Here is a 22,337-nt window from a genome sequence, read left to right on the forward strand (position 1 = left end):
TTCTTTGTAGTATCAGGTGACAGCCGTCAGTATCCTGAAATGTAGGCAAGAGAACTTATACACCCGTAATTCGTCTTTGCTCAAAAATGGTTATGGGTGGGTTTTGAGGACGACGCCTTCGTTCGCACTCATGTACAGTTACCATACGCCAGATCAGTACATGCCTTTCAGTTCTACATCAGATATCAGGGATGAACAACTCAACCCTTCTACCCTTCACCAGCTCCACGAACAGGGCGAACATTACCGCTACGCACTTGAAGCAGCTGGCGTAGGCACCTGGGATTGGAATATGTTACGACAGACCATTCACTGGGATGGTCTTTGTCAGGAACTGTTCGGCTTCCCGAATGAGAGTACTGTGACCTACACGGAGGTAATCAGGCATATTCATCCCGATGATCATGTCCTGTTGCGACAAGCGATTCGGGCGGCCATCCAATCACCGCATAACCGTACCTGTGACGTACAATTTCGGACGATTATCGATGGCAAACAACGCTGGCTGGATGGCAAAGGTAAAGCCTATTTTGATGAGGAAAACCGTTTGTATCGATTTGCCGGCATTGTGCGGGATGTAACCGAAGAAGTTTATACCCGACACATTCTTCAGGATAATGCCAGCATCTTTACGAGCATTACGCAGGCCGTACCCGTTGCTCTGTGGATGTCAGATCAACAGGGCTATACGACGTATACCAGCAAAAAATGGGCCGACTGGACCGGGCGTGATTTAGATAGCCACCTGGGTTTGGGATGGCTGGATGCCATCGTTATGGAAGATCGCGAACAGGCGGCCCGCGTATTTCAGGGAGATTTTCAGGCCCGTCGGCCACACCGGAGCGAATTTCGAATCAAGCACCTCGATGGGTCCATTCGCTGGGTGGACTGTTCAGGCAATCCACATTACGATTCAAACGGGATCTTTAAAGGATACGTGGGAGCCGTACTGGACATTACGGATCGAGTAATTACGCAGCAAAAACTGGAAATTAGCCAGGATCACTTTTATAACCTCATCTGGCAGGCACCTTTTGCTATTGGTTTGTATGTAACCGAAGATATTCGTATCGAAATGGCGAATGATGCGTTGTTACGGATGTGGAGTAAGGACTCTTCCGTTATCGGCAAAAAGCTTGGTGACGCCTTACCCGAACTGAAAGGCCAGCCCTTTGAGGCGATCCTAAAGGAGGTCTATCGGACGGGTATACCGTACGAAACTCAGGAAGAACGGGCCGAACTATACGATGGTGATCGGCTTCGTCCGTACTGGTTTAAGTTTACGTATAAACCGTTGAAAAATGAACGGGGAGAAGTTTGGTCTATTTTGCACATGGCCGTTGATATCACCGAGCGGGTACTGGCCCGGCAAAAGATTGCCGATGCGGAAGCGAACCTTCGCCTTGCCATTGACACCGCCGAACTCGGCACCTGGCATCTTGATCTGCGGGATAGAACCCTTAGCCTTTCCGATCGGATCAGCGACTGGCTGGGTATGGAGCCCGTTTCGAACCTTGAGTCCATCCTACTGCGTATTCACCGAAAAGACCTTGAGCACGTTGGCACTAGTCTGAACCGGGCCATTGAGGCCGGTTATTCTGAACCTTGCAACGAAGAATTTACGATCGTTCATCGCACCACGGGACAGCAACGCATCGTTCACGCTCAGGCCCGTACACTGATGGATGAAGATGGCGTTGCGTATGCATTGACGGGTACGGCTCAGGATATTACCAACCAGAAACTGGTGAAACAGGAGCTGGAACGTCTCGTGCAGCAACGTACCGAAGCTCTGCGACTGAGCAATCTGGAACTGGAACATTCGAACGAAAACCTGCGGCAATTTGCTTTTGTAGCAAGCCACGATTTGCAGGAACCGCTCCGCAAAATTCAGTCGTTTATTACCCTGCTGTACAATTCTGATGCCAAACAACTTAGCAGTAAGGGTGTTAGTACGCTAGACCGGATTCATGCTTCAGCCAGCCGGATGTCGACGCTTATCAGCGACCTGCTGGTATTTTCCTCGCTCACGCAAAAAGAAATCCCCATGACTGAGGTATCCCTTAGTAAACTGGTGGGCGAAGTACTGGAGGATTTGGAAGAATCCATTCGCCAGGCAAATGTGCAATTAGACGTGGGACCACTACCAATCGTGTGGGGCAATGCTTCACAGTTAAAGCAACTCCTGCAAAATTTTCTAACGAATGCCCTGAAATTTGGGGCCAGTGACCGAATCAATCACATTAGAATTAGCGGCAGCGAGGCGGCCGAAGAAGCCCCAGAGACTTTCAATGGTTTCGTTCGCCGGTATCACTGGATTGAAATTTCGGATAGCGGTATTGGGTTTGAACCGACTTATCAGGATCGCATCTTCCAGATGTTTCAACGCCTGCATTCAAAGGAAAAATACGAAGGAACGGGCATTGGACTGGCCGTCTGCCGAAAAGTGGCCGAAAACCATCAAGGCAGCATCACGGTATCCAGCATACCTGACCAGGGAACTACTTTCCGTGTGAACTTGCCTGCCACACCTCCCCTGCCCATGTCGTAACACTACAAAGCGTTATTGATAAAACTACGAATGGAAACGGAGCGTATTACTTCGCTACAAAATACGGTCAGACCTTCTTCATCCAGGGTATTCCATTGATCATACGCCGCATCCTGCCTGAGGGACGCCGCTACGGCATACGCTACTGAACAGGTTAAATCCCCCACCACTTTGATGCGGTCGATGGTTTGTTCCAATCCCTCGGTAGCGTTGATGTGACGAGCCCAAAACCGTACGGATTCGACCTGAGCCACATTTTCAATTTTCTGTTTGAGGCGATCAATACGTTGCGTTGATTGCCCATAATGCTGATGGACAAAGTTTTCGTGGATGGGTTCATTCCCAATGATCGCTAACGCTTCGATTAGCTTTCTTTTCTGTTCGGCGGTTAACATAATTAGTAATGCTTTGAGAGAAACAGCGTAGAAACCGTTGTGCTAAAACTCAACTTTTTCCGTATTTACGTCTAAACCTGATTCGGCTTTAGAACGATTTTTTATGCTTTTGTAGCTACTTGAACAATACCATTTTTACAGCTTTAACGTTCAAATTCCGACGCTGAGGTTAGCCAATATACACGAATACGAATTTCGTACATTACACGCATTAAAACCAGCTAAAGATCATGAAATTCATCAAATTTATTACTCAAAAATACAATCAGGAAGTTCAGATTAAAGCGTCAGCTATTGTCGCGTTCGAAGAAATTACGAACGATACGACTGGAATTTATCTGGAAACCAGTCATTATTTAGTTGTAAAAGAAACGTATCAATCGGTAGCAAACAGCCTTACTACTGCCCTCGAACCTGACCATCAGGACGATAAATTCGGATTCTCCTGATCCTGTATATCAGCTCATTAAATCATATAATCTGAAATGAAAAATTTCATAAAGGGATTTTGTATGCCTGGCGTTAAGCAATTTCAGCATTCGTTTACCTCAGCAATTGATAAATCAGTCCAATAAGAAATCAGGATTTAAAAAATTTAATTAAATCGATGAACAGCATGAGTTTGGCAAAAAAATCGATGAGGAAATTTATTAACAGATGATAAATTCATAAGCACTGAATCAGGCAGGTTAAGTTCTTAATTACAGCCGATTGATTGCTAATTAAGCCTTATTAAAAATCGTTTATCTTAGAACACCGAAATCATTTTCAGAAAAATTTATCACAAAAAAAGGCCTGTTCGTCGTCACGAACGGGCCTGCATATTCAACATCCTCAGTTGTCAAAGCCGCCACTTATTCAACTGATTCAGTGGCACAAAGTTGCCCATCAAAAGGATACCTCTGCCCAAAGATCGATCAATGGAGAAATTTACCGGTTTACTGGTACTATCTGAGCAGAATTCTGCCAGTGCGAGTATTGTTATTCAGTACCTTATCCATTTATCCCAAAGCGATTAGTCCATGTTAGCACATACATAAAAAGAGAAAGCCCTACTTTAGGCAGGGCTTTCTCTTTCCTAATCTGGTTGCAAACAGAGAGTCAGGAGGGTTAGTGAACCATTTGTTAAAGCCTCTCTGCACGAAGCAGGGAAGCATACTCAAATCTAAAAAATATTTTAGTTGACAGCAAGCTTTTGTACTTTTTTTCAAAGGCTTCTTCATACAAACGGCCTGGTCCCACAGGACAGGCCGTTTAGAACCCAGATCTTCAAAGCCGCCACTTTTCGATCTTAGTACTTATCTAACGTCAAGGCTTCTTCTGAAAGTATAGATACACCTATAAATTTTATTGAAAAAGCGAATCTTTTCGCTCGCCTCTTTACAACCAGTAACGGGGCTACCTGACGAACGAGCTACTCAACTAGCGGACGGAATACCCCAAGCACGCTATTTTTTGCAAGTACAGCCATAATCATTTAAACGTATACTGCTATGAAACAGGACGAGATTAATGCCAAGAAGGCCGCCAGTCCGAATGGACTGACCGATACTTCCGTTGATGGGCTTAGTGGAGTGTCAAGCGAAGTACCTTTAAAAGATGCTCCGGCGACGGATCGAATTGACGAAGAATACACGGATGGCGACGAGCTGGACCCCTCGGTCAAAGTGAGACACCCCAATCGAAACGAAGACAAACCCGATATTGATAAGCCACGTTATCCTTAATTCAAAAAAGCTGCCTTTGGAAGGCAGCTTTTTTTGCTTAACTGATCATATTGCTCTTCGTCAATATACGGTCATTCCTGATGAAACCTATGCCAGTACCAGACTCTAGTGAATATAAATTCGCGTGGAGAGTGTTTGCGAACCCTGACTTACTTTCAATATGTACAGGCCCCGGGCCAAGGACAAAGTCAAACGCTCCGAATGCTGACGTACAAATGATTGTTGATGTACGCGTCTACCTACCGGATCAAAGATATCCAGGTGGGCCGTTTCCCAGGTCTGGGGCCACTTCACGTAAAAGCTTCCGTTCGTTGGATTAGGTGATGCCCATAAAGCTTCCTGCTCAGGATTCTCGAGGGCAGTAACGACCGGGGGATCGAGCTGAAGCAATGGATCTCCCAGTAAGTATAAAGAAGAGATATAGCTGTTGGTTGTACGAATCGCATCACTTACATACTCCCCTTTACTGAGGCGATTAAATACCTCACCAGGTTGAAACAAGCGTGGGAAAACGGATTGATTGGCCTCTCCTATTTGAAAGAGATTAACGGAATAAGCATTTACAAAGAGTGTATTGCCCGTATTGAGATAGGTCCCAGCCAGATAATCCCTCACCTGCACCCCGGCTACCCGGCAGGAAAAAAAGAAAAACATCATGGAGTTAAGTTGCTCGTAACTCCGGACGCTGTTCGCGTTGATTCCCAAATAATGATACGTCTCACTGCCATGCCCTTGAAGTAAAACTAATTCATAGGACTTTTTAGTTAGTTTTTGGTTATAGCTTCGTATCCATGTCAGATCCTCGCCATGATAATTTACATCTTTGACATGACTTACGGCTACGGTATCCACTTCTTTCCATCTCGCATTTAATTCTGCTAACTGTTCAGACAGTTTAGAATCATCATAAAAGGTATCGGCAGACAATACGCGTCTATCAAACTTGATTTCCCCTTGTTTGAATCGATGAAGCTTGTTGAAGTAATTCAGAATGTAGCTTTTCCCCTCTTCTTCCCGGGTAGGTACCAGGGCACCAAAGGAAAGGTCACACATGTAAGAATAGTCGATTGAGCTAGTTAATCGATTTTGAATAGCAGGCCCATCGCCACAGGTGTACCTGCGATTAACAAACCCTTCTCTCTGTCTGTCATACAGATAATCCTGAGCAGTTACTTTAGTGTAGATCGATAGTGAATATCCTGAATCAGCGAGGGTTCGTTGATTGGTAGTAGGATCATATAATTCCGTTACAAACTTTGCATTAGCATTTTGCCCTATGAAGAACAGGTATTCAAGGGGAGCGGTTTTACTGTAAAAGTCTTTCTTGATTTTCTCGTAAAGCACTTCTTTCTCAACTGGATTTTTGGAGAGATAGAACTCTTCAAAAACTAAACGGCCATTAGCCCGTAAAGCATCCTGCTGATAGCGAGCTACTGCTTCCTTTATTTGCGGATCGCCCTGGTATTCCTCATCCAGAATTAACAAAACTTTTTGCACGTGCCTGGAGGCGGCAGGCGTCTTGTAAGGCATTGTGATGGGTAGGTCTCCCATGCAATTATTTTGGAAACCGCAGCTAAAGGTATATTCAGTATCAGCTCTCAAACCAGCTACAGGAATTCGAATCGTACGGCTAACCGGATCAATAGCTTTACTATTGAGATAAATACCAATATCTTTTTTAACAAATAAAAAGACAGAACCATTTTTAAGAGCAACGTCTGGCCCAAGCGATACAATAACAGTGGCGTGGGTAGAAGGCCGAGCCGTATCGGGTACAATGACCATCTGCATGGAAGCCGATGTACTCTTGTGAATTGGATTCTTTTTCGTAATCGGTTCTACTGGTTTGAATTCGCCAGTATGATCTGGTTGTTTCTGAACCCTTTGTGCCGAAAGTACCGAAACGTTTCCTACGACTAACAGATAAACCCACACATAGAAAAGTATACCCCTGGGGAATACTATCCTCTTCATTTTTTGATTGATTAAAAGAGATAAAGGTATATACATACTGATTAGGCCGAACAAAGGAGGTGTTAATGTAAGGTCTCAAAGTTAAGACAAGAATTTAGTACTTATGATTATTCTACGGTGCAGACGGAATACGCTTAATGTAAAGTCGGCTGAAATGTTGAAAACCATACCGACACAATCTACCACAGGGTCGATAAAGTTTTAAAGGTGCTTCATTCTTTTCATGCGGAATACCTAAAGACTTCAGGTTCTGCGGTAGACAGCATGACGTTAGTTATCGCTCTAAAAACCTTTACCCTGACAGCAGGAATCTTCCGTACGAAAGACTATCCGTAAACATGGATAAGCTTTTGGATCAGGCTGTTTACAGAGCCCCGCCAATTCTTTGAGCGATCAGTAATGAATAAAGCTCTAACACTCCTGTACACTGGAAATAGTTTGTAGTAAGTTCTATTTTGATTTGTAAAGTCTTCGTGCTCTATCTACCGGTGCCATTAGTAGCTCATCTGATTTTTTTGTAATGTTGAAGGTAATTTAATCTACTCAAGTATGAATCCCGTTTTTATTCAAGTAATCAGTGCCGCCGATCAGATGCCTTGTCTGGTTAACGTTAATTGTATTAGTATGGTAACTTGCACGGCGGACATGTCCTGCAAACTCTTCATCACTACCCATGCGGAACCCTTAGAGGTACGGACAGCCTACAAGGAAGTCCTATCCCTGATCGAGGCTGCCACTAGCCGTATGGTAGCAAAATAAACTTTTACCCGGATCGAAGTACATTCTTTCTAAATCTATTTCGATTTACTTTTTAGATTGTATTGCCTACAAGTTATTTATGGAGCAGCCCCTGAAACACCCCAAAGACTGTCAAAACATGACCGATATTCGAACGGCCATCGATCGACTCGATCAGGAAGTCATTGATCGATGGGCGTTACGATTTGAGTATATCAAAGCGGCCGCCCAGTTTAAAACGGATGAGACGGCGGTGCGGGCTCCCGAACGCTTTGCCGCTATGCTGACTCAACGTAGACAATGGGCTCAGGAACAGGGATTAAACCCCGATGTGATTGAAGGGCTTTATCGAAACCTGGTAACCCATTTCATTGAAGAAGAACTCAAGCACTGGCAGCAGCATAAACCCTAAAAGTCATTTTATGCGTAAAGTAGCTGGAAAGCTTAATCGCCTGATGGATAGGGAGTAAAAGGGATAGGGATATTCAATACGCATTGCCTTACTGATTTCAATAAACTCACTTAAATGATCGATCAGATGCCTATAATAGATGTATTTTTATCACCTAAGGCTAAAGCCATTTCCTTAGCCTGTTTGGTCGTACTGACTCTCCTATACATAAGTGGTATTGATACAGAAACTACGATCATTCACTCCCTTTGGAGCGTGTTTCTTGTCATTGGCTTCATACAGCGTGTTTCTGAGTGGAAGGAGAAACCCCAAAATCGTACCTAGAGTTTTATGAATGCACGTACGTAGAAGCCAGCATAAACTACCCTCTAGTTTTGGAGTACGTAACGCTTACGTTGACCACTCAGAGCCTGAACCGTAAACGCTTTGATGGTTTCATTGTAATGATAGGTGAATACGTAATTACCCGGTTTGAGATTTTTAATAATCAGGCTTACTCTACCATTCCCGTCTGTTTTTAGGTCTCCTAAATAACCTTTCTCCAGATAGGGTATATTCTTGTAGTTTTCGGCTGGATATAAGTACCAATAGAAACTATCTGACTTAAGGCTGTTAGCTATAGGATAGAAACTCAGGGATAGGCTGCCATTGAATCTTTCTTTGCTGCAGGAGATCAAAAACACCAGCATAAACAAAGGTATAAGCGTAAGGATTTTTCTCATAAAAAGGTTGGGATCAAGTGGCAATATACACCAATTTATGTAAGGGTCGTTGGTAAAAGTTACAGCCCATTGATTTCAAATGAAAAGACCTTTGGCTTATTGCCATACCTGACTTTAGCTGTACCTTCTTGATTTACAAACTCATAGGTGCAATTTTGAAATCTATTTTTCTTTCTACCAGTCTCAATACTATTTATAAACTTTTGCATGGTCTTGCTACTGAAAACCATCCAAGTCTTTATAATGATGTTAGTATGCTTATTAGCTTTAAAATAGTTTATCGCTAACGTATCTTCGTACGATGCTTCGTATAGCATAAAATTCATCTACCCTGTTTGTGCTTATACCTTCAGGATAAATTGTTAGGATCATTTGCTTATCCAGCACATGATCCTGACGGTCATCTTCTACGTTTAAATAGCTTCAAATGCTCCCCACACTACTACTAGCAACATGGCCATCAGAAGAAATCTCTCATAAAAAATCCATGATTTCCTAATTAATGAAAGTAAAAATTAGCATCAACTTTTTGAAAAATGAACCACGATTTTCTACAAAGTTGATGCTTTGAAAAACTGAATGCAGCTTCTTGATCGTTGATTGCCTCTTCTCAAAAAGAGCATAAAAATTCATTCGCCCGCATCTCTACCAATTCCCATAGCTATTTCATTTCATGGGATTTACTTTAAATGGATTTATCAACTAAATACTATTTTTACTTTTGACGGCAATGCTGACAAGTGCCTTCAATGAAAAACTGAATGGTATCTATTTCGCAGGTATTAACGCATTGCAGATAACTGGCGGGCAGTTCCGGTAAACAGCTGATTTGCTGGCATTTTTTGCATTTAAAATGCGGATGTACATGAGATACCTCAGGCTCCGTAGGACGTAGGTAAATACGGATGCCTTTACCGTCCTTGAGAACATGCAATAATCCGGCTTCCTGCAAATCCTGTAAACAGCGGTATACACTAACGCGATCCATGGTTGAACCTACTTGCCTGACCAGATCCGTATGGGACAGCCCCTGACCTGACTGGGTAAAGCAGTTCAGCACAACCTGCCGATTTGGGGTAGGCCGCAGTCCTTTTTCTATCAAAAGCTCTTTTGTGGAAAGCATAGACGCTGAATGAAGTTTTAGGCAGAGTCTGATTGCAGGGTAAACCGGAGCGTATCCAGCCATGGACGGAAATACAGGAAGACGAGTTTCCTCTTTGTGAAGTAACTCGTCCTCTTGCTTATGACTAATCTTCCCATTTCGGAAAACGATCCCGGAAACGAACCCCCGACTCCATTTGACGGATTTCCGCAGGCGTACACAAACACGCCTCCAGTTCGCTGATTATCTGTTCTTTAGGCAAGTCCTGACCGATGATGACCAGTTCGTTCATGCGGTCGCCAAACTGCGGATGCCATCGTTTGCGGATCAGCAACTCATTTTCCAGATACGCTGGATAATACAGCCGTTCTTTTTCCGGGATGGCCGCCCACCAGGTTCCTGCGGGTTCGGCCCGTAGAGAACCTCCAGCCTGTCCCCAGCTTAAGGCTTTATTGGGCCGGGAAGCCAGCCAGAATAATCCCTTGGAACGGATGACACCCGCGGGCCAGTCTTCGGAAATGTAGTTCCAGAAACGTTCGGGATGCAGGGGCCGCGAATCCCGAAAAACAAAAGAGCTAATGCCGTACTCCTCCGTTTCGGGGGTATGATGACCTTTTTCCAGCTCGGCCAGCCAGCTCTCCGATTCAGAAGCTTCGTCAAAATTGAAAAGACCCGTGTTCAGAATCTGTTGCGGCTCTACGTGTCCGAAGCTCGATTCCAGAATTTTAGCTTTGGGGTTTAGTTGATGAAGAATTGCTTTGAGTTCCCCCAGTTGTTCCGGCGTAACCAGATCGCTTTTATTAAGAATAATAACGTTGGCAAATTCAATCTGATCCGTTAACAGGTTAACGATGGTTCGCGTATCTGCGGGATCGTCCGCATTGAGTTTACGGCTACGAACGGTGTCAATCGAGCCAAAGTCTCGCCCAAAATTGAACGCATCCACTACGGTCACGAGCGTGTCCAGGCGACTGTATTTGGATAGATCAATACCCATTTGTTCGTCTACGTAACTAAAGGTCTGGGCGACGGGCAAAGGCTCCGAGATACCCGTCGATTCAATGAGTAGGTAATCAAAGCGGTTTTCTTTGGCCAGCTTTTCAACCTCAATCATCAGATCCTCCCGGAGCGTACAGCAGATGCAACCATTAGACATTTCAACGAGTCGCTCCTCGGTTCTTGACAGTACATTCTGAGACTGAACCGTCTGAGCATCGACGTTTACTTCGCTCATGTCGTTCACAATCACGGCTACTTTCAACCCATGCCGATGGTGCAGCAGGTAATTAAGTAAACTGGTTTTTCCTGCTCCCAGAAAGCCACTTAAGACGGTAACGGGTAATTTTTTCATGATAACAAAAATGTTAGGGGTTCATATTTGCAACAATGATGCAAATATGAACATTAAATGCAACAATGTTGCAAATATGATTTACTTTTGAGCCTTTAATTCGTTCAGAAGTGGCTTCAGAAGTATGATGCATCGTTACTTATCCGGTTTCCTGGGGGTTTGTGTCAGTTGGGCAACGTTTGCTCAAACGCCGAAATCTATTGTTAAAGGCGTAGTCATTGATGCTGAAACGCAACAGCCACTGGAGGGGGTCGTCCTGCAAAACCCCGCTTTCCATCATACCACGCTTACGACCCGGGAAGGCCAGTTTCAGATCGTCGGCAATGCCGGGGACTCGACGCTTCTCACGGCCCGTCTTCTGGGCTACGAACCAGCTCAGCAGTGGGTTTCTTCGATTCAGACATCCATCGTATTTCGTCTACAGCCCACAAGTCTGTCTTTAAAGGAAGTACGGGTTTCTGCTCAGGAGCTTTCGCTGGGTTCAGGGTCAAACATCGGACGGCAGGCTATTCAGCACGTACAACCCGTCAGTTTAGCCGACATTCTGCAGCTCATTCCCGGCCAACTGGCTGGCAATCCTGATTTAAATACTGTGCAGCAAAGTCTGCTCCGCCAGGTGGCTACCAATGCCGCTGCCGACCGTATGAATGCCTTGGGTACGGCTCTGATCCTAGATGGAGTCCCCCTTTCCAATAATGCAAACCTGCAAACGGACGTAACGATTCTAAACGCCGCTCCCGGAACCCAGCCCCCGTTTGCCTCAGCTGCCGGTCGGGGTAACGATCTCCGCCAAATACCCGCCGATCACATTGAAAGCGTAGAAGTGATTCGCGGCATTCCTTCCGTACGCTTTGGTGATCTGACTACGGGCGGGCTACTCGTTACCACGCGAGCGGGTGTGTATAAACCCCGAATCACGCAGAAGCTTAATCCCAGTCTGTCGCAGACTTCGGTTGGGTACGGCGTTCGGGCGGGTCGATTGGCTACCCTTAGTCTGGATACGGATCTGGCCTTTTCCCGAAGTGACCCCCGTGATTTTCTGGATCGGTTCAGTCGCTGGAGCAATCAGCTTACGGCTACCCGAACCGACGGAACCATCAGCAATACCCTCCGCCTGCTCTATACCACCACGCTGGATCAGCTTCGCAAAAACCCGGATGCCCAGGATCCTTTTCAGCAACAATACGCCAGGGATCAGGCCGTTCGTGTCAATTTTCAGGGAAGCTGGCGACCCTTGAACCAGACCCTGCGTTCCCTCAGCTATACCCTGGGGTATTCCCGGTCCCGACAGGTGGGTTTCTATCAAAATCTGGTCACGCGGGATGTTTTTCCCTTGAGTACCGCCCGAACGGATACGACTCAGGTAGGCGAATACGGAAAAAGTGAATACCTCAATCAGACGCACGTAGACGGAAGGCCTGTCAATGTATACGGAAGAATTGAAAGCAGCTGGTTTTTAAAAACGGGTTCACTGACGCATAAACCTGTAGTGGGTAGTGAATGGCGAACGGAAGTCAATCGAGGTTTGGGCCGTCAGTTTGATGTTCGCACACCACCCCGGCAAAACTACAGCATGGGAGACCGGCCCCGTTCGTACGCCGAAATTCCCGCTCTGCATCAATGGTCGGCTTATCTGGAGGATCAGTTATCGATTCCCCTACGCAACCGAAGCTGGATTATTCAGGCGGGCGTCCGACTGGATCAGGTTTCGGTCGTACAAAATGGTCAGCGGTTCTGGCAACCTTCGTGGGCTCCCCGTCTGAATACCAGCCTGGAAATCATTCCTAAAGGGTTTCTGCGGGCTGGGTATGGCCACATGAACAAAGCTCCTACGCTTTCCTACCTCTACCCCAATCCTACTTATTTCGATCTGGTTAACTTTAATTATTTCGCGACGAATCCAGCGGAGCGGCTGGTGGTTTTAACGACCCGGAAGATTGTTCCGGATACGCGTTCTTTGAAGGCTTTCCAGACCAAAAAATGGGAAGTGGGCTTCGACTGGAATCGGTCCCGACAACAACTGCAGCTCACGTATTTTCGGGAAACCACGGACCATGCCTTCCGAATCGCCCGGGATTTGATGCCCTTATTGTACGGCCGTTACGAAGCCCAGTCTATGCCTGGGGGTGCACCGCCCGTTCTTGCAACAGAACCCTACGCGTACGAAACCTTCATGGCTCCCTACGACCGTCCGCAGGCGGATGTATTCATTCGGAATCAAGGCCTTGAGTTTACCTGGGAGCGTAATTTAAGTGCGAATCAACGCACGTCACTCAACCTCACCGGAGCCTGGATTCGGACCAAAACTGGAACCGAAGGGCTGGTGCCCGACAGCGATCGAGCCATTTTTAGTAGTCAGCGGCAGGATCGTATTGCAATGTATCAGCCGAATGTTTCGGTTAGTGAACGTCTCAATACGAGTCTTCGGCTCATCTACCGCATTCCTTCGCTGCAACTCGTTGCCTCGGCTCTGGTGCAAACGGTATGGCTGGAGAAAAACCGCTATACGCAGCGGGACAGTCTGGCCTCTGGTTACCTGACTACAACCGGTCAGCAGGTCTTACTAACCCGGCAACAGGCTACCTCCGCCGAATACGCCTCCTTACGCCGGGGCGTTAATCCTGCCGAACTATCGTGGCAGACGCGTCCTCCGCTCTGGTTATTCAACTTCCGATTGACCAAAGAATGGCAGAGAGGCAGTGGCTTCGCTTTCTACGTCAATAACGTCTTCTCCAGTAAACCCACTTACTACGACATCGTCCGGCGATATCCTGTACAACGGAGTCAGCCGACCCTGTTTTTTGGTGTAGAGCTTTTTTATTCCCTGTAAATCAATTGTTCCATCAATTTCTCTGTACTCATGATTCAACTATTCTATTCCCATTTTCGTTTATCATGCCTGCTGCTAAGTTTAGGGTTTCTGCTTGTTTCCTGCCGCGACAAAGACGTCGTCGAAGCCCTTCCGGTGACCGTAACGGTGTCGTACCCGAGCACCTACGCCGTTAAAGCCGGAGCGGGGATTACCGTAACCCTGGAAAGTACTACGGGTGGTGAGAAGCTTCCAGCCCAGACCACCGATGCCAACGGGACCGTTCGCTTTCCCAGTGTACTGCCCGGAACGTATACCGTTTCTGCTACCCAGGCCTTATCCGCTACCGACGCGGAACGAATTACCAACGTTTTCAGGCAAGCCCTGACGCTGAATGCCGTTCAGCGTTCGGTTTCGATTACGGCTTCCTCGAATCAAACGATTTCCCTGGAGCTGGCGGGAGCTCCGGCGGGAACACTGCTCATCAAGGAAGTATACTATACCGCTTCCAAAACGCCGAACAATGGCAATTACTTTTCAGATCAGTTTGTTGAAATTTACAACAACTCCGACTCAACCATTGCTCTGGATGGCCTGTGCATTGCGGATGTGTACGGAGTATCCGGTCAGATTAATCCCAATTCAACGCCCACGGATTTTAAAGACGATACCCGCCATGTGTACCTAAATAGCGTATGGCGTATTCCGGGTACGGGCCGTCAGCATTTACTCGAACCCGGCAAGAGTATCCTTATTGCTCAGGATGGCATTAACCATCAGACTGATCCGGCGGGGAACCCCAACAGTCCGGTTAATCTGGCAAACGCCGATTGGGAAACCTATAATCAACGCCCTGACAATCGGGATACAGATTCTCCCTCGGTACCTAACCTGGAACGGGTCTATTTCACCGGCGGCTTCGACTGGCTTTTACCCGTTTTTGGACCCGGCCTGGTGATTTTCAGAACGTCCGATTTCAATACGCTTGAGAAAGTGGCCATTCCTTCGGCGGCTTCGTTGGAACCCCGCATTAAACTGCCCATCGGGCAAATCATTGACGCGTTTGAGGGCTTACAGGATGCGAACAGTGGAGCATTCAAACGCATTCCGGCCAGCGTCGATGCCGGCTTTGTGTTTGCCAGCGGCACGTATACCAGCGAGAGTTTTCGTCGCAAAACGGCTACCACGCTCAACGGTCGCCGGGTTTTACAGGATTTGAACAATTCGGGGAGTGATTTCGAAAAGTTAAGTAAACCCACGCCCCGCTCCTTTCAATGAAACCCTGCTATCTGATCGGATTGCTGGGCTGGCTGGCCGGGTTCCCGGCTCTGGCCCAGCTATCCGATTCGTCTTTGTACGTTCGCAATCGATTCCTTGTTCCCGTAAATACCTGGAGTCAGGCCCGTAATCCGGCGGGCCTGCTCGAAGTACCCATGCCTGATTACAGCCGGACGGGCCTGCACGTCTTACGACAAGCTGGGGCGTATCGTCGTCCCCAGCAGGCGGGCGAAAACCGGCAGGCGGGTTTTCACAGTGAAGGACTCAAGCGACTGAATAACTGGCGACTACAGGGTTCTTTTGATTATCAGAAACACGAAGATCGGGATCAACGCTGGGGCAATACGGCTAATCCGCTGAGTGGCAACCCTTTTGTCTGGGCTGATGAATTTGGCGGGGACTGGCAACGGGATCACATTCACCTGCAACTGGCCGCCGCCTATCCACTGACAGCCCGATGGCGTCTGGGTTTGCTTACGCAGTATCAGGTGGGACAGGGAGCCCGGTTGAATACTCCCAAGCCCTTTTATCGTTTTCGTACGATTGCCTTGCGTCCGGGCGTCCAGTGGGCCCTAGCTAACCAGACCTGGATTGGGGGCTGGATGGAGTATCAATCCAGTCGGGAAGAAAATCAGGTGGGGTATTATTCGTCCCAAAACCCGCAATTGTACCGGCTCAGGGGTTATGGCAGTTTTGACCGCTCCAGTGTCGTCACCTCCGACTTACTTACCACGGGTAATGCCTGGAGCGGGGGCCTGCAAGTGGGCAAACACCTAACCCGCACGCGTACGCTACTGGTAAGCGTTACGCTCCATCAGCTTGAGGAACAGGGAGTGGAAGGCATTTCGACCACCCGTTGGAATGGACGCTACACGCAGCGAAAAGGGACCGTCTTAGCCGAACTGGAACGGCGTGCGATGAACCAGTTACAACGCTTTTCCCTCTCAGGAACCTATCAATCCGGGGATGGGGAAGATCCCATTTTTCAGGCCATTAACGTACAAACCTCTCATCAGAACCTCGGCCTTACCTGGACCAGGCAAGGGCAGCATGGTTTGAAAAGCCGACAGTTTCAAGGCAAAATTTTTTATCAGGGACAATCCATTCAGAACATTCTGAATCAAACTTCCTGGGTGATTGATCAGCTGGAAGCCGGAGGCCGGGTCATTTTTCGAAGGCCGGTTTCTTCTCGCTGGTCTTTCTTCACGGAATCTGATCTGACGGGTTTCTACACTCTTGCTTCCCAGTATCAAGCCCTACGCCCTACGGAACTGACTTCCCTACTGGTAACGCCGGATTTTCACCACCTCGGTGCCCATCGAGCCGAACTGGAGACGGAATTAGGGCTGGATCATCGGCTGCGAAAAGGCTTTCTGCGAATCAGCGGGCGAGTATGGTTTCAACAACCCCTAAGTTCAACCGCTTCGGGACATCGACTACTGACCAGCTTAACCCTCCAATTTTTTAACTACGCTCAATGAAACACGCTCTTATCTATACGTTTCTTTTGATGGCCTTGTTGCTGGCTTGTCAACGGATGCCTTCCACTTCGGCTCGTCAGGCCCCACTTCTTTTTGCGGGTTACGAAGCGTTGAACCCCTCCGAGAAAAGATGGGCCGATAGTCTGCTCCACTACGCTCTCGACCACGAAGCCCTGTATACGCTGGCCGACACGCTTAAACCCATTAGTACGGTCAAGTCTTTTGCCTTTACAGTGGAAGACAGTACACTTTCGGAAGGGACGGCCGAAGTAGCTCTGAATCAGGCGGCTCTGGATTCCGTTCGCAGCTTGCAGCGGATACTCAAGGCTCTAAGTGGGCCGGAACTTGAATTTGTTCTGATGCCCTTTCATCAGTTGTACGAACGGCATCGACGCTATCTGGATGTGGTCGTGTGCAGACGATCCGTATTGGACCGGAAACTTCGACAGTATGCTCCCTTCTTTGGGCAGTGGGGTTTAACGGAAGGAGCTTCGGCAGGTATGGTGGTTTTGCTCACGGAGTATGAAGCTCCGCACGATCGTTACCGGGCCTATGGTTACCTGTTCGGCTATCCCAAACATGCGGTTGACTTTTTTGTACAAGCCAGTCAGCAGCAAAAGAAAACCAGTCAGTTTGTCAAGCGTGATTTCTTTCATATTCCTACGCACAATGCCAAACAGGGCTATTTTACATACGCGGTTCCTAAAGGCTACCGGGCCGCAGCCATCGATTCAGTTATTTATCAACGAGCTATGCATACATTAAACCGCTATCGAAAGCAACGTATGCACTATGTAACCCCTCAGGGTTTGAAAGCGATTGATTTACTAAGAGCCTGGTAATAGTCGTTTGTTTTTAAAAGGAAAGAACCATTCAACAGGAGCGGTTCTTTCCTTTTTATGAACATAGCGTAAGTTTTAATACGTAATCGTTGACTGACCTGCCATTCCTTTAACGTGTTAGTAGGTTTACTTTATGATTTAGTCCTATGATACAAAAATTTGAATTCGAGAAGCCTAACCGGCTGACTCCCCCTTTATTTACCCACTAATCAAAGAAGCGTTTGTCGATCATCCCCACAGTGATCACGCTGAACCGTTGATTGTAGAACGGCTTAGATAAACAGCCCGCTTACCTCTTCACTGGTCACAGAGTCTCAAACCGAACTCGTTGGCTATGTCGCTTTTTCTCCCATTACGATTGATAGCCAGTATACCTAAGATAGCCAGCACGGGTAAGCAACGACGATCTTATTACACTAAACGCTTGCATTGCAGAAAAGCAATTTTTAACATTCTGTCTCACCTAACTGGGGTATTTTTAAACACTGCTTCCGGGAGTAACTTTAAAAAGGGCAATTTAGCAACCTTGACATTTGTCTTACCTCTTTTATTACCTAACATCTAATGGGTTATAGAACCATTGCCTTTACTTATAAAGATCAAATAAATTTTAAAATACTTATGAAATCTGCTTTGCCATCAATCTAAAACCAAAATTCCCTGATACGATACTATCAGGGAATTTTGATATAAAAATAAACATACTTTCATCATTACATTTCGCTGGTAAAACGCTCGTAGATGGTTGTAATGATCACTTCCCTGACCCCCTGTTTTGTATAGAGCCTACGTTTATTTGTCAATCGAATTCGATCTTTTGCTTCTATAAAGGCTGATTCAGGCTTAACCCAACGCACTGGATGTGCTTGCTCGTTAGGTGTAATTATGATCTGACTCAAATCATCAGCGAAAGAGAACCTGTAGCCAGAACCCTGCTGATTGTAATGAACACTATACTTCTGGTTATAGCTCAGCGTATCAGCACCATTCCAATCTGGATTAGTCCCGGTATACGTGTACACATATTGTTCTGGCCAAAATTGCGTGAATAAGAAGACAGCTTTATCAACGTTTTTAACTCTGATTTCCAGAAAGTTACCGTAGTTATTTAATTCGCCTATTTCCTGAAGCAAATTACTGGAAGAGATCCCGTCAAAATTAGCGTCAACGGACTCACTACTAGTGGCACTGATGATCTTGTATTTCCCATGGAAACGCTGGTAAAGCAATTCTACTTCATTTTTGGGTTGAATAGATTCTTTTTTCTGACAACTAAGGGTGAACAGAAGCAATACTAGTAGTACAATCGAAGTTGTTTTCATAGGTTAAAGTTTAACTGCTGCAATTTAGTGTATAATCTTTGCTACTTTATGGGTATTGATCCTATCTCTGTTTGTTTACTTTAACGTACCGGTATTTACGCAACGAAGTAGAGATGTCTGAATCATGAATCGATAACGGATTCGTATTCATTTTAGCTTTAATGATTACTGCAACCTTAGCTTTATGAAACGATTAGTCTTCATTCTTAGCTGCTTCTTACTCTTCTATCCTGTCTTCGCTCAGCAGGAAACCACGCATTGGTATTACGGCCGTAATGTCGGCTTAAGCTTCCGTAATTTTCCACCAACTCCTCTGTTTGATGGAGCATCGAGTAGCCCGGAAGCCATTGCCGTTACTTCACACCGGCAAAGTGGCGATCTACTTTTTTATTCAGACGGCGTGACCGTTTGGAACCGTCAGCATCAGGTCATGCCGCATGGCAAAGACTTGCTCGGGTTTCAAACGTCTACGCAGGGGGCATTAATTGTACCTTCCGTAACGGATGAACAGGTGTACTATCTCTTTACCCTCACCTGTCCCCGCTACGACATTTACAAAACACCCGGTTTGTATTACAGCCTGGTAGACATGAGGCTAGATGGTGGGAAAGGAGATGTCTTGGCGACTAATAAAAACATCCAATTGCTGCCACAGGTAACCGAAAAGTTAACTGCGGTCCGGCACACGAATGGCAGGGATTACTGGGTGATTACCCACGGTTACGACAATGACCTGTTTTATGTTTTCCTGCTAAATGATCAGGGGATTTCCGCTCCGCAAACTTTTCAAATTGGTACCATTCATAATGACATGACTCCGCAATTGACGGAGGCCGCAGGTTACTTAAAAGCTTCTCCGAATGGTAAAATGCTGGCCTGTGCCGTGTACAATGAGCTAGAGAGCCGTCCGTTCGAATTATACGATTTTGATGCCAGTACTGGAAAAATCGCTAATTATCGAAGCCTGGGATCTTTTTTTGATCAGTACGGCGTATCCTTTTCGCCAGATAACTCTAAATTATATCTGACGGTTAATAGTCAGCGTGTACCTGCCACTACTGAAACGCTTGTCCAATTTGACCTGTCCCTGGTGCAGACTGACGGCACTTTTCCTTCTACCTACCTTTCGTATCCGGTAGTTATAGGGCAGAACCCCGTGGCAGGCGAGGAAAATCCGAATCAGGAGAGACCTATTGGCCTGACCTGGGCCTTGCAGTTAGGACTAGACGGTAAACTTTATACGTCTAGTCCTTACGTAATCAACCGACCGAATGAAAAAGCAGAAGCTTGTCAAATTAGTACCTTAGAGCCACAACTAAGGGATCGGCCGAACAGGGGATTCCAATACGGCTTACCTAATTTCCTGCAGGAATCCTTTGCGAACTTGCCAGCGATAGATGGCCTGGGAGAAAACTGTACGATTGAGCAGGTATTCAGGATTGGTCCCAATCCTTCGGCGGGCCCGGTTATTATTGAGATGCAGGAGCGTTGCCGAAACCCCTATGGTTTGAAAGTCTACACCGTGCTGGGTCAGGTAGTTTACCATCAAATGAATGTGACAGCGTTAAGTCATGAGCTGGTCTTGACTTCCTTACCAGCCGGGTTGTATTTGGTAGAAATCCAATACAACCAGCAACGTAAGATTTATAAACTGGTTAAACGTTAGTTATTTCATTTACGATAACGATTTACTAACGATCCTTCCTGAAAGCTCATCCGAAATCTCTGCCAGGGCTGGTTTGACAATTGAGCAATTACCGTTCTTTGTTCCAGGGAACTTCATCGATACTAATCTTCATCACCTTGTGCAAACGACTCTTCGAGAAAATGAAGCACTTTACCTACCGTAGATTTTTTTCAATGTCCTCAGTAACATAAGCCTTTCAGAGCAGATTCTGGTTGTTATACCAGACTTATCACCGGAGCTAATCATCACAGGTTAAAAACTAAAGCATCCTGAAGAAGAAGAGCTGATTTGACGGATTAGCTCTTCTCTTCAGGATGCTTTAGAATTATACCTAACGAACCATTAATTTACTCAAGGGATCTGATTTTAAGGCCTTTAAATAGACCGCTACCATCCTTTGTAAACAGTTCAATCTTTCCGTTGGTCTTTTCCGGGAACACCAGCTCCGTTAGTACGGCTTCTCCGTCATTCACATACACTTCCAGCACCGAAGCATCGGCAATGATGCGTACCTTCACTGCTCCGTTCTGCAGCGTTACGGGAGCTTCTTCTACGCTGGGGAAACGCTGGTTGAAAGCCACCTTTCCCGATGTGCGGCGGTCCAGGTGTATGTTCCCCCTTTCGTAGGATAACACCGTTTCTTCGGAGCCATTTTTGTAAAGGCGGATGCCCTGAGTCTGAGACTGGCCCGGTACCAGCGTCACTTCCAGTTCAAACGGCGAGCGATTTCTACCGGTATCCCCTGACTGGCATTGTTCAGGGAAAGCGACTTCTGCTGGTAGCGTACCTGCTTTCGTAAGCCGGAAAGTTTAGGCTGCTGAATTAACATAAGCCCTTCACTGGTCCGCTTCAGGGCTATTTCCCGGGGCAGTGACATGGCACCCTTGAATGGTTCGGTCGGCAGATCATTGGCGTATTCCCAGTTATTGATCCAGCCTATCATCACGGGTTGTTTCGCTGAAGCCGGCAGGTGGTTGTACGGAATGGCTGCGTAATAATCCTTTCCGTAGTCCACGACATTTCCCCATTCAGGTGAAGCAGGCCTGGGATTTTCTTTATCGAGCGTAAAGTTGGTACCATCAAAATCGCCCACAAAGTACTGCATCCCCACGTAGCCTTTCTGGCGATGTCCCGAAGAAATGAATAATACCCAGCGGCTTTTACCCGGCTCATTGAGAATTGGGACCTGAATCAGCGAAGGACATTCCCAGATTTTGCTTTGATCCCCCTGTTTGCCAAACCGACTCATCTGCTTCCAGGATTTCAGGTCTTTCGACTCAAAAAACAGCACGCTGTACTCATCCGGTTTAACGGCGGCCATAACCCATTTTTTTTGGGGTTCGTACCAAAATACATTAGGATCCCGAAACTCATTCGTGTTCAGTTCCAGTACCGGATTCTTCGCATACTGCTGCCAGGTACGGCCCTTGTCCGCACTGTAGGCTAAACTCTGATGCTGGGCCAAAGCCTTGCCTTTCTCATCGACGTGCGAGGTATAAATGGCGACCATGCAATCTTTTGTACCCGTCGGGCAAAGCTTACTGGTGTTGCCATAGTCGATGACAGCACTCCCCGAAAAGATCATGGTTACACTTTTTCCGTCCGGGTTGGCAAACTCGTTGAGTGCTACGGGCAGTTCGTTCCAGTGCAGCAAATCCTTACTCACGGCGTGTCCCCAGCTCATGTGCCCCCAGCGATTACCCTGGGGATTGTACTGGTAAAACAGGTGATATTCGCCGTCATAGTACACCAGTCCATTGGGATCATTGATCCAGTTCTTTTGAGGAGTAAAGTGAAAGGCCGGGCGGTACTTTTCGGTGGAAGTAGCGAGAGCCGGACTCTGGGCCTGCACGCTGGAATCCATTATGATCAATGCGGCAGCAAGGGCCGATACTAGATAACTTTTCATAGTAAGTAGGGGTACAACCCCCGTTAGTTCGGTAAAG

General features: G+C 46.7%; 18 protein-coding genes. 10 read left to right on the top strand and 8 right to left on the bottom strand.

Going from position 1 to position 22,337, the window contains the following annotated elements; translation table 11 throughout:
* The first annotated feature begins 160 nt into the window (after nucleotides 1-160).
* Nucleotides 161-2,551 carry a PAS domain S-box protein gene (locus BWI97_RS01575; protein WP_158242660.1) on the top strand — a complete coding sequence of 797 codons (2,391 nt, stop codon included), beginning with the start codon at nucleotides 161-163 and terminating at the stop codon, nucleotides 2,549-2,551.
* Between the two features lie 2 nt (nucleotides 2,552-2,553).
* On the opposite strand, the gene BWI97_RS01580 is transcribed toward BWI97_RS01575, so the two are convergent.
* The gene (locus BWI97_RS01580) at nucleotides 2,554-2,946 is read right to left on the bottom strand and encodes a hypothetical protein (protein WP_102199787.1); all 393 of its coding nucleotides are present in this window, start codon (nucleotides 2,944-2,946) and stop codon (nucleotides 2,554-2,556) included.
* Nucleotides 2,947-3,176: 230 nt separating this feature from the next.
* On the opposite strand from BWI97_RS01580, the gene BWI97_RS01585 reads away from it, so the two are divergent.
* Together BWI97_RS01585 and BWI97_RS01590 are read left to right on the top strand one after the other, a co-directional pair.
* Nucleotides 3,177-3,395 carry a hypothetical protein gene (locus BWI97_RS01585; RefSeq protein WP_102199788.1) on the top strand — a complete coding sequence of 73 codons (219 nt, stop codon included), beginning with the start codon at nucleotides 3,177-3,179 and terminating at the stop codon, nucleotides 3,393-3,395.
* Nucleotides 3,396-4,439: 1,044 nt separating this feature from the next.
* Nucleotides 4,440-4,673, top strand: coding sequence for a hypothetical protein (locus BWI97_RS01590; RefSeq protein WP_094810307.1), 234 nt, complete (start codon nucleotides 4,440-4,442; stop codon nucleotides 4,671-4,673).
* A gap of 105 nt (nucleotides 4,674-4,778) precedes the next feature.
* Here the strand turns inward: BWI97_RS01590 and BWI97_RS01595 are convergent, their stop codons facing one another.
* Nucleotides 4,779-6,683 (bottom strand): T9SS type A sorting domain-containing protein, encoded by a 1,905-nt coding sequence (locus BWI97_RS01595; protein WP_102199789.1) that lies wholly within the window; start codon nucleotides 6,681-6,683, stop codon nucleotides 4,779-4,781.
* A 513-nt stretch (nucleotides 6,684-7,196) separates the two neighbouring features.
* On the opposite strand from BWI97_RS01595, the gene BWI97_RS27310 reads away from it, so the two are divergent.
* Nucleotides 7,197-7,406 carry a hypothetical protein gene (locus tag BWI97_RS27310; protein ID WP_146010839.1) on the top strand — a complete coding sequence of 70 codons (210 nt, stop codon included), beginning with the start codon at nucleotides 7,197-7,199 and terminating at the stop codon, nucleotides 7,404-7,406.
* Between the two features lie 79 nt (nucleotides 7,407-7,485).
* Nucleotides 7,486-7,797 (top strand): isochorismate lyase, encoded by a 312-nt coding sequence (locus BWI97_RS01600; protein ID WP_094810301.1) that lies wholly within the window; start codon nucleotides 7,486-7,488, stop codon nucleotides 7,795-7,797.
* 368 nt (nucleotides 7,798-8,165) lie between these two features.
* Here BWI97_RS01600 and BWI97_RS01610 read toward each other — a convergent pair whose 3' ends face one another.
* The 3 genes from BWI97_RS01610 to BWI97_RS01625 all read right to left on the bottom strand — a co-directional run bounded on the left by BWI97_RS01610 (nucleotide 8,166) and on the right by BWI97_RS01625 (nucleotide 10,972).
* Entirely contained in the window at nucleotides 8,166-8,519 is a 354-nt protein-coding gene (locus BWI97_RS01610) for a prealbumin-like fold domain-containing protein (RefSeq protein WP_146010840.1), read from the bottom strand.
* Between the two features lie 715 nt (nucleotides 8,520-9,234).
* Complete coding sequence (locus tag BWI97_RS01620) at nucleotides 9,235-9,642, bottom strand: Fur family transcriptional regulator (protein ID WP_158242661.1); 408 nt, start codon at nucleotides 9,640-9,642, stop codon at nucleotides 9,235-9,237.
* A gap of 124 nt (nucleotides 9,643-9,766) precedes the next feature.
* Entirely contained in the window at nucleotides 9,767-10,972 is a 1,206-nt protein-coding gene (locus BWI97_RS01625; protein WP_094810291.1) for a GTP-binding protein, read from the bottom strand.
* A 124-nt stretch (nucleotides 10,973-11,096) separates the two neighbouring features.
* Here BWI97_RS01625 and BWI97_RS01630 point away from each other — a divergent pair, with 124 nt between their 5' ends.
* The 4 genes from BWI97_RS01630 to BWI97_RS01645 are packed head-to-tail and all read left to right on the top strand — an operon-like array spanning nucleotide 11,097 to nucleotide 17,382.
* A complete protein-coding gene (locus BWI97_RS01630) occupies nucleotides 11,097-13,802 on the top strand; it encodes a TonB-dependent receptor domain-containing protein (RefSeq protein WP_102199792.1) in 2,706 nt (901 codons plus the stop codon).
* 30 nt (nucleotides 13,803-13,832) lie between these two features.
* The gene (locus tag BWI97_RS01635) at nucleotides 13,833-15,059 is read left to right on the top strand and encodes a DUF4876 domain-containing protein (protein WP_102199793.1); all 1,227 of its coding nucleotides are present in this window, start codon (nucleotides 13,833-13,835) and stop codon (nucleotides 15,057-15,059) included.
* Complete coding sequence (locus BWI97_RS01640; RefSeq protein WP_102199794.1) at nucleotides 15,056-16,540, top strand: DUF6850 family outer membrane beta-barrel protein; 1,485 nt, start codon at nucleotides 15,056-15,058, stop codon at nucleotides 16,538-16,540. Before BWI97_RS01635 ends, BWI97_RS01640 begins: the two co-directional genes overlap by 4 nt.
* Nucleotides 16,537-17,382 (top strand): hypothetical protein, encoded by an 846-nt coding sequence (locus BWI97_RS01645; RefSeq protein ID WP_094810283.1) that lies wholly within the window; start codon nucleotides 16,537-16,539, stop codon nucleotides 17,380-17,382. The genes BWI97_RS01640 and BWI97_RS01645 overlap by 4 nt, the downstream gene beginning before the upstream one ends.
* Before the next feature lie 713 nt (nucleotides 17,383-18,095).
* Here BWI97_RS01645 and BWI97_RS01650 read toward each other — a convergent pair.
* Complete coding sequence (locus BWI97_RS01650) at nucleotides 18,096-18,704, bottom strand: hypothetical protein (RefSeq protein WP_102199795.1); 609 nt, start codon at nucleotides 18,702-18,704, stop codon at nucleotides 18,096-18,098.
* Between the two features lie 184 nt (nucleotides 18,705-18,888).
* On the opposite strand from BWI97_RS01650, the gene BWI97_RS01655 reads away from it, so the two are divergent.
* Entirely contained in the window at nucleotides 18,889-20,370 is a 1,482-nt protein-coding gene (locus BWI97_RS01655) for a T9SS type A sorting domain-containing protein (protein WP_102199796.1), read from the top strand.
* A 368-nt stretch (nucleotides 20,371-20,738) separates the two neighbouring features.
* Here BWI97_RS01655 and BWI97_RS28220 read toward each other — a convergent pair whose 3' ends face one another.
* On the bottom strand, nucleotides 20,739-21,095 hold the full coding sequence (locus BWI97_RS28220; RefSeq protein ID WP_233207722.1) for a GH32 C-terminal domain-containing protein: 357 nt from the start codon (nucleotides 21,093-21,095) through the stop codon (nucleotides 20,739-20,741).
* On the bottom strand, nucleotides 21,092-22,300 hold the full coding sequence (locus tag BWI97_RS01660; protein WP_233207723.1) for a glycoside hydrolase family 32 protein: 1,209 nt from the start codon (nucleotides 22,298-22,300) through the stop codon (nucleotides 21,092-21,094). Before BWI97_RS01660 ends, BWI97_RS28220 begins: the two co-directional genes overlap by 4 nt.
* Nucleotides 22,301-22,337: the final 37 nt, after the last annotated feature.

The organism is Siphonobacter sp. BAB-5405, from assembly GCF_002872335.1.
In the GTDB taxonomy this organism is placed as follows: domain Bacteria; phylum Bacteroidota; class Bacteroidia; order Cytophagales; family Spirosomataceae; genus Siphonobacter.